The following is a 12,507-nucleotide window of genomic DNA, read 5'->3' as shown; positions in this document are numbered from 1 at the left end:
CATTTTACGCAGGGGGGACTTAGACAAAATCAGTATAGCACAATAAAAGTTAAGTTAACAAGATATAGTTTAAAAAGCCGTCCTAAAAGGACGGGGCTTTAACCCAAAATTTCGGTAAAGTATCATTGGAACTCCCCTGTGGTGGAAAACTGTCATTTGTTAAGCTAAAAGCTTAAATCTACTTAGTTTCTAACCTTCTTTTTGGGTAGGAGAATTGCCAGATTTTTTTTGCTGCTTCTTGCTTTCAGAAGCTGATAACTGATAGCTATATTAATCCAGAGCGCGACGAATTTGAAGACAACACCATTCTTGACGTTTCCACAGGGCAGCCACTGTCCAGCCTTGGGGTTCTAAAATATCTGTAACTGCTTGTGCTTGGGTGACGAGGATGCCGCTTAAAATTCCCCAAGTGGTGGGTTTTGCCAGACGGTTGATTTCGGGCATTAAAGCGATAATTGTCTCGGCTAAAATATTACAAACGATGCCATCGACACCATCGGGAATTAATTCTAATAACTCCTCGACACTACCCTGATTAATAGCTAAATTTTCGGGGTTAATTCGGTTGAGATGGCGATTACTGCGCGTCGCATTCACCGCCAGCGGATCTGTATCGACAGCATAAACTTTTTTGGCCCCCAATAAAATCGCTCCGATCGCGAGTATGCCGGAACCACAACCGATATCGGCGATAATTTTAGGCTCTGGATGGCTACTTAAACGCATTTCTAGGGATTCTAGACATAATTGCGTGGTTGGATGCGTTCCCGTGCCAAAAGCGGAACCGGGGTCAATTTTAATCACCAATCTCTGGTTATTTTCGGGGGGATTTAACCAAGCAGGACAGATCAAAAAGCGATCGCCGATCTCGCTAATTTGCCAATGTTGTTTCCAACTGCTGGCCCAGTCTTCCTCGTCCATTAACTGCCAATGGCTGACAGGTTCGGGAAAACCTAAAATCAAAGCATCCTGCTTTAACCAGAGGCTTAGTGCCTCTAAATCGGGCAATTGCGCTTTAATTTCTGGTATATAGGCCTTAATCTCTAAAGAGGATTGTTTTTTAGCAGTGGCCGTTCCCGAACAGCCAAAATTTTCCAGTCTCCAGAAAACCGTTTCTTCGAGACTAGGTTCGCACAAAACCGTAATTTCCCACCAACTATTAGACATATATCAGTTATCAGTGATTAGGGATCAGTTATCAGATTTGAGTTTTCAGTCAACAGTATTAAGTGGCAAGTTCAGAGCTTTCTTTTCACTTATTACTGATTACTGATTACTGTTTACTGATAACTGATTTAATCTAGAGTTTCACTGTATAAGCATCACGGATACCGGGGACTTTAGTAATTTCCGAGAGAAGACCTTCTGGTAAAGGATCATCGAGACTCAGGGCCATAACTGCGTCACCGCGAATAATTTTGCGTCCTACCTGCATACTGGCGATATTGACATTAAAACTGCCTAAAAGTGCGCCAATTTTGCCGATAATACCGGGCATATCCTGGTGAAGGGTGAATAGCATATGATTACTCGGTGGCACGTTAATTGGGAACTCATCGAGGTCAGTAATGCGGATTTCTCCGTTACTTAACAGCGCTCCGGTGACGGAATGGGTACCCATGGAACCATTAGCTTCCAAATGAATCGATCCCGAATAGTCGCGGGTGGAAGCATCCCGGGTTTCGATTACCCGGATACCGCGTTCCTTAGCTTCGATCGCCGCATTAACATAGTTTACCCGTTCCCGGAGGGCTTGGGAAAGTAAACCCTTAATTGCCGCTATCACCAGGGGTTGACTGTCTTTAGTGGCCAATTCTCCCTGTAAACGGACATTTAACGAGTCACAGCGACCTCCTGCTAACTGGCTGACGAGATTACCCATAGTTTCCGCTAATTGCAGGTAAGGGCGCAGTTTTTCCATAACATCGGGAGTTAGTCCGGGGATATTAACGGCCGAACGCGCTGGCAAACCGAGGAGGACATCGCGAATTTGTTCGGCCACATCAACAGCCACACCCACCTGTGCTTCCGTAGTCGATGCACCTAGGTGGGGAGTGAGGATGACGTTAGATAATTCTCTTAATCTAGATTCGCCTAAAGGTTCCTGTTCAAATACATCCAAGGCTGCCCCGGCGATTCTACCGGATTCGAGGGCTTCAATTAAAGCCAACTCATCGATAATGCCGCCTCTGGAACAGTTAATGATGCGGACCGTGGGTTTCATCTTAGCGATGGTTTCCCGACCGATAAGATGCTGGGTTTCGGGAGTTTTCGGGACGTGGAGAGTGATAAAATCGGACTCGGCAAAGAGTAGTTCCAGATCCACTAGGGTGCAACCGAGTTGATCGGCCCGTTCTTTGGAAATAAAGGGATCGTAGGCGAGAATTTTCATGCCGAGGGATCTGGCAACGGCGGCGACGTGGGAGCCAATTTTACCTAAACCGACGACTCCTAGGTTCTTTTTATAAACTTCTGTGCCGATAAAGCGATTTCTTTCCCATTTATTCGCTTTTACCGACTGATTGGCATCGGGAATATGACGGGAGAGGGATAACATCATGGCCAAGGCGTGTTCGGCAGCGGCGATCGTGTTACCTTCGGGAGAGTTAACGACAATAATACCCTGACGAGTGGCCGCGGGAACATCGATATTATCGACTCCTACCCCCGCGCGGCCGATAATTTGCAGTTTGCTGCCCGCTTCGACGATTTCTTTGGTGACGCGGGTACTGGAACGGAGCATCAGTGCGTCGTATTCGGGGATAATTTGAATGATTTCCTCAGCGGATAGTCCTGTTTTCACGTCCACTTGGGCAACCTGTGACAGAATTTCTACTCCTACCGGATCGATCGAATCGGATACCAGAACTTTGGCCATAATCTTTATAACGTGCTTTTTTCAGTCTACGGGCAAATGCTAGACCAATATTGGTATCTAGCCGCAATAGCCCATTTTAGAAGCAAAGGGTGCAGTCTATGGCAAAATTAGCGAAAAGATTTTAGGTTGTCCTTCTCTTTGTCGTCCATGGTGTTGATGTCAGCCTCTTGCCGTTGTCGCTCAGATATTGCTAATTTAATCACGGGGGCGATCGAGTTTTCTGCTTCTTTTTCTAAAGCCTTTTCTAGGGCTGCCATTGCTTCTATTTGAAAATTTCTAAGTAGCTGGTTATGATTAAATTAAAAATGGATTTTAGGTTCGATCCCCCCTGCCCCCCTTGATAAGGGGGGTGCCGATAGGCGGGGGGATCTCAAAGTTTTTAATACCTACCTACTTAAAAATGGATTTTAGGTTCGATCCCCCCCGCCCCCCTTGATAAGGGGGGTGCCGATAGGCGGGGGTATCCCCCTTAATAAGGAGGCATCTGATAATTTTTAACGCCTACCTACTTATGATGTTTCAACAGTAGAGAAAAAGCCAAAAACCTCCGTTATCCTGAACGGAGGCTGGTTAATTAATTAACAATGTTTGGCTACAATTTCGCCCCACATTCAGGACAGAATTTATTATTCCAACTGTTAACCGCGCCACAACTGGGACAATTGAGCATTTCACAACCCCCAGTGACAATTTTCGGTAAACCAATCATACGCGCATTACTTTGACCGGGGGCGACCATGGGATAACAATTTTCGTCCTTAGTCACGATCGCATTGACCAAAACTGGACCATCATGGGCCAACATTTCGGCAATTTTTGCGGCTAATTCTTCTCGATGGCGAATAGTAATCCCTTTAATGCCGTAAGCTTGGGCTAACAGTTCCACATCCGGCATTCCCGCTTCCATATTGGAATTAGAATAACGTTCCCCATAGAAAGCTTCTTGCCATTGACGTACCATACCCTGCCAACCATTATTAATAATAATCGTCTTGGCATGAATATTAAATTGGGTTAGGGTGGCCAATTCCTGTAGATTCATTTGGAAACTGGAATCACCACTAATACAGATGACCTCCTCATCGGGAATAGCCACCTTTACCCCCATCGCAGCCGGTAAACCGAAACCCATCGTCCCCAATCCCGCGCTAGAAATCCAACGTCGGGGGCCATTTTTGAGGAATTGGGCCGCCCACATCTGATGCTGGCCCACATCGGTGGTATAGTAGGCGTGGGGTGCTTGACGACCCACCTCAACGATCACTTCTTGGGGGGAAAGTCTGCCTTCTGGTCGAGGTACTTGCAGGGGATAATCTTGTCGCCAGCGCTCGATCTGGGCTAACCAAGCTTGGGTGCGATCGGAATTAGTGGGATAATCAAATTCTCTGGCTTTTTGGAGTATTTGTTCTAAAACTACCCGCACATCCCCGACAATCGGCACGTCAGGGGCGCGATTTTTGCCCACTTCGGCGGGGTCAATATCCACATGGATTACCTTAGCTTTCGAGGCGAATTCGTCCAATTTCCCCGTTACTCGGTCATCAAAACGAGCGCCGACGGCAATTAATAAATCACACTCGGTCACGGCAAAATTAGCGTAGGCGGTGCCGTGCATTCCTAACATTCCCACCGAGAGGGGATGATGTTCATCAAAAGCACCGATCCCCATTAACGTGGTGGTGACGGGTAACTGAAAACGCTCGGCAAACTCGGCGATTTGGGCGTGGGCATTCGCTGCGATCGCACCCCCGCCAACGTAAAGTAAAGGTTTTTCGGCGGTTTCCAAGAGGTGTAAAGCGGCCTCGATTTGACGGCGATTGCCCTTAACCGTGGGACGATAGCCGGTTAGTTTCACATCTCCCGGTTCGACGGGGATATAATCGCATAGTTCTAAACCGACATCTTTGGGAATATCGACTAAAACCGGTCCTGGTCGTCCTGTACTGGCGATATGGAAGGCTTCAGCGACGATTCTCGCTACTTCCCGGGCGTTTCTAGCCACATAGGAATGTTTAACAATCGGGAGAGTAATACCATAAATATCGGTTTCTTGGAAAGCATCGGACCCGATGGCCGCCCGGCTGACCTGACCGGTGATAATTACCATCGGGATGGAGTCCATGTGTGCGTTAGCGATGCCTGTCACCAAATTGGTCGCCCCGGGGCCGGAAGTACCGAAACAGACTCCCACTTTGCCGGTGGCCCTAGCGTAGGCATCGGCGGCATGGGCGGCCGCTTGTTCGTGGCGCACTAAAATATGTTGTAATTCTCCCCGCTCTTCAAAGCGGTAGAGTTCGTCATAGATGGGCAGGATCGCACCTCCGGGATAACCGAAGATGTGCTTAACGCCATGACGTTTGAGACTGTCCATCAAGGCATAAGCACCAGAACAACGCTGGGGAACCGTTGTTAAAGAGTTATTGGGCTTGGGAAGTGATGAAACCACAGGGCAAACCGTCCAATTTCTAACTAGAGGGATAATTGCAATTCTGTTGCCTAGGATGCAACTTGAAAAATAGCAAAATTGATAACCTTATACTTTTAGTGTATTCCATCTCACCTTTTTGGCTGCAGTTTTTTTTCTTTTTGCATCTTACCCATGCAATATCTGGGGAAGTGGGAAGTGGGGTGTGGGGTGTGGGGTGTGGGGTGTGGGGTGTGGGGAAGTGGGGAAGTGGGGTGTGGGGTGATGGGGAAGTGGGGAAGTGGGGAAGTGGGGAAGTGGGGAAGTGGGGAAGTGGGGAAGTGGGGATAAGATGATAAATATTGGTGATTTTACCTGATCTTGACTGAGCCTGGGAGTTTTATGAATAGTCTTTTGATTGCGGCTACGGATACCGATGCGGGTAAAACCGTTGTCACCACTGCTTTAGTGGCTTATTGGCAAAAATACTATCCATCCAAGGCCTTGGGGTTGATGAAATTAATGCAAACGGGTCAAGGCGATCGAGAATGGTATGAGGGCTTATTTCAGGGTCAATTAGAAATGATCACACCGCTGCAATATCAAGCACCCTTAGCGCCTCCTGTGGCTGCTGATTTGGAAGGTCGAGATATTCCTTTAGGGACAGTGTGGCAAGCTCTGCTGAACCTACAAAAAAGCCAAGATTTGGTTTTAATTGAGGGTTTGGGGGGTTTAGGTTGTCCTGTCACCCACGAGCTAACTTTGGCGGATTTAGCGGCTCAATGGCGGTTAAAAACCCTTTTAGTGGTGCCGGTGAAATTGGGAGCGATTTCCCAAACGGTGGCTAATATTGCCCTAGCAGAGCAAAAAAAGGTCAATTTGGGCGGAATTATCCTTAATTGTCTCGAACCGCGCACGGAGACGGAGATAGAGCAGTTAACACCGATCGATTTAATTCAATCCTTGACTAATTGTCCGGTTTTAGGTGTTTTTCCCTTTATCGAAGATCGTCGGGATTTGGATAAATTGGCCTCGGTGGTAGCTAGTTGGCCGGAAATTAAGCTGTCAAGCATTTAAATTGCTTGTTGAGACGAGGCAAAAGGCACAAGGCAAGAGGCAAAAGGGAGAATAAATTAGGGTAAGTCCAGATATTCTTGTTCTGTTAGGGCAAATTCTGGATCAATGATTTTTACTTCATTATAGGTGAGTTGATAGAGTTTGTAAACTAAGTGATCGATCTGCTTTTCTAATTCGCTTGTATCAGCGTTAGGATCGTCTTTTTTAGCTGTGAGAATTTTGTCAACTAATAACTTAATTTTTATTTGATATTTGTGATCTACAATTTTAATGGGAATTGGCGAAATAAATTGTTTGTTCGCCTCGAAAAAACCATTGTCTTTTGGCTTGCCAACTAATTTAAAATAAAAATTTGCAACTTTAGAGTTTAAAATACCCAATAAATATTTTATATCTACTTCATCTTCATTGATAGGTTTAATTCCATTAACTCGAACGTTATTTAAGAAAAAATCTCCTTTTTCATCAAGAAAACATTGTAAATCAGAGACAGTTTGAGCAACTCCTATTTTTGATAAAGTTTGTTTGTCAAGATTTTTAGGATAATTGTATCCGTACCATAAATCAGTATTCATTTTATTGTTTTCTCGACTTCTCAAAATAGCTTCATTATCTTTTAAATATCTAAAAGCTTTTGGATAATTATTTTTCAATAAATTAATGTCAAACAAAGCAAAATTACCACTCGCTTCATAAGGATGAAGCAAATATTTATTTGTATTTGGAATTTTATACCGTTTAGCATCTGTTCCTGAAATTAGTGGTTTCATAATAGAGTCTTCAATTTCAACTTCTTTATCTAGTATTTTTGAAAAATATATTCCTTGCGAAATTTTTTGTAAATGATAAATATTGTCTGCACTTGTTTGAATCCCAACAAAAATTTGCGCTATTTCACCTAAAGGTTTTGAATTTAACTCAAGCTTTTCTTTGATTAACAAAATATGTTCTTTTCCCAAACTCCAATTATTTTCATTTAAGCTAGAAAAATAAATTTCCGAAAATCCTTCAGTCTCAAAGTTATCAGCTTCTGTTTTTAAATATCTAAAAAAAGGTCTAGGTCTTTTACTAAATTGTTGACAAGCAGTATAAATAGTTGCATCAATAAAAACTTGGGTAGAGCCAAAATCTAAAAATCTTAATAAATAATGAGATTTAATCATTAAGCTTCTTAGTGGTTTTCCGTACTCGTTATAAATCCAAAGAGAAGGCATTATAAAATCAACTATACCGTGCGAATTTAACAAGCTTAATGATTTTTCAACGAAAGGAAGATAAATATCAAAGTTGCCTTTTTTTGCTGTTTGATAATTTTTAGAATAATAATCACAAACCAAAGAATTAGATTTTTTTAAATCTTGTATTGAAATATAGGGAGGATTCCCAATCACCACATCAAACCCAACAAAATCACCATCATCATTTAACACTTCAGGAAACTCAAACCGCCATTCCAAAGCATTATTATACAGCTTACCGCTTTCAATATCTGCAATTTCAGCAGTTAGCTTATCAATCTCATTATTCAACTTAGTTACTTTTTTCTCCCGCGCTTTTTGCTCCGTCTTAGTCTCCTCAAACAATAAACCCTGATTTTCCAGATTATAAAGCTCCCCTTGTAATTGACGTAACTTCACCTTCTTAGGATCACTAATTAATAAATTAGCACTAAACCCAGCCTTAATCTTAGCAATCAGCGTTTCCATCTCCCGCTTTTGTTCCTTATTTTCCGCATTGCGATAAGTCTGTACCGCATTGCGATATTCCTCAATACTAAACTTCTGCTTCTGTAAAACCTGTTTAACATCCACATCCAAAGCAAAGCGACTAATCAAAGAATTACCACACTTGATATTAATATCAATATTTGGCAAAGTTTCCAAGTTGCCATCCTCGCGATAATAAGCATTCTTTAAAAGCTCAATCCATAACCGCAACTGACAAATAGTCACGGAATTAGGGTTAATATCCACCCCAAATAAACACCCTTCAATAATCGTCTGTTTCTCATGAAATAAGGCTTGCTGTACCCGTTGCTTTTCTTTATTATTCGGATGATAAGCAAATAAATTCCCCTCATCATCATAAACCAATAACTTATCGTTTCGCACCTCTACCCGATAATCTTTTAGCGACTTACCCGAACTATCTAATAAAACCCGTAACTCACTCTTAATCGCGATTATCTCATTCAAAGCGGAAACTAAAAAATGTCCCGAACCCACCGCCGGATCGCAAATCTTCAGGCTATTAATAATAGTATTCGCTTCTCTTTTATCCTCAATTCGTTCATATAAATCATCTAAAGTTTGACAATTCCAGCCTTTTACTTCATTAAACTTCTGTATGATCGCTCGTCGTATCGTTTCCCGACACATATACATGGTAATAAAACTCGGCGTATAAAAAGAACCGTCCTTATAACCATTAATCTTTTCAAAAATTAACCCCAGCACCGAAGCATTAATTAACTTTTCGCTATCTTCTTGAGGATTTTCTAACTCATCTCGATCGAATTTATAAGCATCCAAAAACTCAAACAAATAAGCCAACGCATTTAACTCACCTACTCGCTTATTACCCTGATTATCTTTTAGCACCGTCGCTGTAAAAATGGGTAAAGTTCGCTCCCGCAAATTGCCAATAAAAATCGTTTGCTGTTCCGTCTCCGTTGGTAGAAATAGCGAACTATTTAAATAAGGTACATGAGCAAAAATCGTTTTAACCTTAGCCTCGCGCTTATTTTTCTCCTTGGCTAACACATCAAAAAACAAACTATCGAGATCACTATAACTGGGAACTTTCGCCAAATTGAGAAAGGCAAAATCTCGATCGCCTTGATGATATTTAATTAATTGCGCTTCCAATAATTTGAGAAACAAAACCCGATTAATCCAATTAATTGATAACCGCAACGCCACATTAAAAAGCCGTTCTTCATCCGTAGTTCCAAACTCTTCAGTTAATTTTGAAGTCTTATCTAGACTATCCAACCGACTAATCGCATTTTCAATCAGGGAACCATCACAGCGATCGCCTGCTTTCATTGGTTTGATTAATTTCTTCCCTTTTTCCTTAATTTCCGTCAAACCAATAATATACAAAAGCTCATTATAAAAAGGCTTATTTAAAGTATTACTGTCATTAACAAAAGGTAACTTAAGTAAATGTTCTGGCGAAAGAATCTTGTAAATATCAAGCAAATCTAAATTTTCCAGATCTCGCAGATCAAAATGAGTAAACTTAATTTGCTCAATAACTTTAGTGATCGCTGGTTCGGCAATTTGTTGATAGAAAAAATCCGTTTTCGTACTACTCAGTCTCCCTTCTTCAAAATCGCAAAACTGGTTAACTAGAGCCTTATTAGCAAAAAACAACTCCTCAAAAATCTTGCCATCGAAAATAAACCACTCATAAATATTTGTTACGATCAAGTGTTTAATCTCAAGATTTTTATCCGTCACCCTTTCGCGGAGAAAATATAAAACTAACTGCTGAAAAGCCTTAGTATTGAGATTATCTAGTCTTGGCATTTCTGCATTTATTGTCCGAGTAGGTTTCTTCGTCTCAAAAATGACCCCCACTGGACTGTTAACATCCTGGTTATTATGAATCACCAGATCAATGCGCTCTTTTGTATTGATAAAATAGCGATCGGTATAATAGGTATTTTTTAAAAAATCTATCAGCAAATTTTTATTAAACTCTTCCGACTTTTTGCTGTCACATTGCTCCAACAAGCGCGTTAAATTAGCTTGAAAAACCTGAATTGTTTCAGTATCAGGCTTGATTTTTAAGTACACACGATTTAAGGCTTGTTTGAGTTCTCGCTTATTGACAATCATAAAAGTTTACCTCTAGGGAAACTACCGATTAATTTTAATTATAGCATTGCCAAATGATCGGTTAAAATAGAAGGATAAAAGTTGCAATCGAGGTCAATCTGTAGAAGCCAAGAATTTCTAACAGCAATGGGGCAAAAATCCCCCATCACAGCGTAGCTTGACGGGGGGAGTATGTCACTGTTGTAATGCTTTTAAGAAGCGTCCCATAGTGGCAAATAAACCGGACTTTTTGGCTTTATTAGCAGGATTAGAACCATCCTTAGGAGTATTACTAGAAGCTTTCAGAATTAGATTTTCTAAAGCTTCGCCCATGGGTTTAGTGGACTGTTCGGAAATTAACTCGTAACCGTCTTCTTTTTCTAGCCAAACTTGCCACAAAGAAGGATAGGAACGATACACGATCGCTGATTCCAAGGGACGAAAATAATAACAACTTTCTAGGATACTTAAAAATCTTTCTCGCAATTGTCGGGCTGCGTAACCGATACCCACCACCGATACATCTTCCAATTGGGGAATTAGAAGAACTACGGGACGATCTTCGGCAAGGTAACAGAGTTTTTCTACGGAATTAATCTCCACCGAGGAGGGACAAACAACTAAAAAAGCTTCATCTTCGGGCTTAATTTTGTTTTCGACGGGAATAAAACGACTACCTAAATCTCCCAGTTGAAAAACTGTTTCGCCCCAATCCCGTCGGGCTAACATGGCGGCCCCGGTATCGGGAAAAATTACCCTTAAACCAGAACCATAACTGTCAAAAATAGAGGCAAAATCAAGGGCTAAAGCTTGCGCTTGTAGAGCAATTTCTGGGATAACTAATTCCACTTGTATGCGTCTAGCTCCCGATTCTAGAGCCAGTTGAGCGGCGGCTTTTGCTTGCAGGATTGTTTCTTCTAGGGAATTGGGTAGGGTCATTTCAGTTATCAGTTATCAGTTATCAGTGACTACCACTGGTCGTCGGTGGCTTAAAATCAGAAAGATTTTAATTTTTATAAAAGGTAGGGTTGATTCATGAATGAACCCTACGTCCTGTAGGGGCGAAGCATTCGGGCAATAACCTATCGGTGAAACCGTAGATTTTCTATCCGAATGCTTCGCCCGTACTTTTTGCCGCAAACCCTACTTAAATTTAGATGAAGTATGACGGGATTTGGCATCATCCCCAGCATTAAGATAAATCCTATAAAATACCTTTAGTTTTTAACAAGAAATTCGGTAATCGGAGAAAAGGTGAGGAGAGAAAGCTTAGGAAAGCCGATAGGAGCCGTGACGTTGGGCATAATAATCGAGAATTGCCGTCACCAGAGGGCGATCGCTTTCCTGAAAAGTCTCGGTATAGTTAATTTCTAGACTACCGATCTGACTTTGGTGATAATCGAATTGTTGGAACTGCTGGGGAGTGAGATGGGTTTCGACCCCCTGAACCTGTTCTAAATGGCTGGCTATCTCCCGATAGATAGCCAAGGGCATTCGCGGATAAATAATGGTTTGTTTTTGTTGAATAGCAATCGATCGCACGGGTTTTATTCTCCTGATTCGGAAATATTATAGCTGATCGAGGCTTGCGGTGCGGCGGCGGGTTCGGGGACACCATCCCCTAAACGACGGGTAATAGTTCGACCGTATTGTTCTAAGACAATATAGGGGTTATCGGGATTAGTATCGATCGCTTTAACTAAAATTAAACCATTAGAGAGGGTAGAACCGGGGATAACTCGACGTTCCGTGGCTTCTCCGGGGGCTTTCACGATCGCCATAGCAGTGGTAGGTAACTGGACGATGCCCGATACTTGCACTTCTTCCGCTTCCGTTGGTTGCGGTGGCGGTGGCGGCGCTTTAACTATCGGTCGTCTGGGAGTGGGACGATTGCCTACGGATGCGGATGGGGGTGCGGCTGCGGTAGCCGCCGGAGTCCCAGCTGGGGGTTCTTCCGCCACTGTAATCGTAATATTTGGTTGTAGGGGAAAAGGGGCAAAGGGATCGCTGCGACCGCGATTAATTTCTGCCCGTTTTTGGTCAGGATCGGTAGCGGGAATCAATCCCGCTACCCTTGGGGGGGTTGGTTCGGTGGCCGGTTGCACAGCACCGCTAAAGGCAGGTGGTTGGGCAGCCGGGGGACTGGGAGAGGGGGTGGGGGTTTCTTGGCTGGGCGGTGGGGATTGATTAGCTTGGTCAGAAGCTGGACATCCTACCAACAATAAAGCGACACTCCCCACCGATAGGATTAGCGGCAATTTTTTCATGGGGAAACAAAGACAAAATAGCCCGGTCGGATAACTTTAGATACTAACATAACATTT

General features: G+C 42.8%; 9 protein-coding genes. 1 reads left to right on the top strand and 8 read right to left on the bottom strand.

All coding sequences use genetic code 11. The features are described 5' to 3' along the window. Window positions 1–270: 270 nt before the first annotated feature. From prmA to ilvB, 4 genes are all read right to left on the bottom strand, one after another. Complete coding sequence (gene prmA / locus EWV68_RS14285) at window positions 271–1,167, bottom strand: 50S ribosomal protein L11 methyltransferase (RefSeq protein ID WP_061432292.1); 897 nt, start codon at window positions 1,165–1,167, stop codon at window positions 271–273. A 133-nt stretch (window positions 1,168–1,300) separates the two neighbouring features. Further along, window positions 1,301–2,878: a phosphoglycerate dehydrogenase gene (gene serA / locus EWV68_RS14280; RefSeq protein ID WP_194033139.1), complete on the bottom strand. Its 1,578-nt coding sequence runs from the start codon at window positions 2,876–2,878 to the stop codon at window positions 1,301–1,303. Window positions 2,879–2,985: 107 nt separating this feature from the next. Next, window positions 2,986–3,135, bottom strand: a complete 150-nt coding sequence (locus EWV68_RS14275) for a hypothetical protein (RefSeq protein WP_287170195.1) — start codon at window positions 3,133–3,135, stop codon at window positions 2,986–2,988. 335 nt (window positions 3,136–3,470) lie between these two features. Then, the gene (gene ilvB / locus EWV68_RS14270; RefSeq protein ID WP_287170193.1) at window positions 3,471–5,324 is read right to left on the bottom strand and encodes a biosynthetic-type acetolactate synthase large subunit; all 1,854 of its coding nucleotides are present in this window, start codon (window positions 5,322–5,324) and stop codon (window positions 3,471–3,473) included. A 360-nt stretch (window positions 5,325–5,684) separates the two neighbouring features. On the opposite strand from ilvB, the gene bioD reads away from it, so the two are divergent. Next, on the top strand, window positions 5,685–6,359 hold the full coding sequence (bioD, locus tag EWV68_RS14265) for a dethiobiotin synthase (RefSeq protein WP_002763308.1): 675 nt from the start codon (window positions 5,685–5,687) through the stop codon (window positions 6,357–6,359). A gap of 56 nt (window positions 6,360–6,415) precedes the next feature. Here bioD and EWV68_RS14260 read toward each other — a convergent pair whose 3' ends face one another. The 4 genes from EWV68_RS14260 to EWV68_RS14245 all read right to left on the bottom strand — a co-directional run bounded on the left by EWV68_RS14260 (window position 6,416) and on the right by EWV68_RS14245 (window position 12,450). Next, window positions 6,416–10,204, bottom strand: coding sequence for a DUF7149 domain-containing protein (locus EWV68_RS14260; RefSeq protein WP_287170192.1), 3,789 nt, complete (start codon window positions 10,202–10,204; stop codon window positions 6,416–6,418). Between the two features lie 174 nt (window positions 10,205–10,378). Then, window positions 10,379–11,122: a DUF1995 family protein gene (locus EWV68_RS14255; protein ID WP_287170191.1), complete on the bottom strand. Its 744-nt coding sequence runs from the start codon at window positions 11,120–11,122 to the stop codon at window positions 10,379–10,381. A gap of 330 nt (window positions 11,123–11,452) precedes the next feature. Beyond that, a complete protein-coding gene (locus EWV68_RS14250) occupies window positions 11,453–11,725 on the bottom strand; it encodes a hypothetical protein (protein ID WP_061432285.1) in 273 nt (90 codons plus the stop codon). Between the two features lie 5 nt (window positions 11,726–11,730). Further along, complete coding sequence (locus tag EWV68_RS14245) at window positions 11,731–12,450, bottom strand: hypothetical protein (protein ID WP_061432284.1); 720 nt, start codon at window positions 12,448–12,450, stop codon at window positions 11,731–11,733. Window positions 12,451–12,507: the final 57 nt, after the last annotated feature.

The organism is Microcystis sp. M_QC_C_20170808_M9Col (genome assembly GCF_007095495.1).
GTDB lineage: Bacteria > Cyanobacteriota > Cyanobacteriia > Cyanobacteriales > Microcystaceae > Microcystis > Microcystis aeruginosa.
The sequence above is the reverse complement of the archived record's forward strand: the minus strand, read 5'-3'. Positions and strand labels throughout refer to the sequence as shown.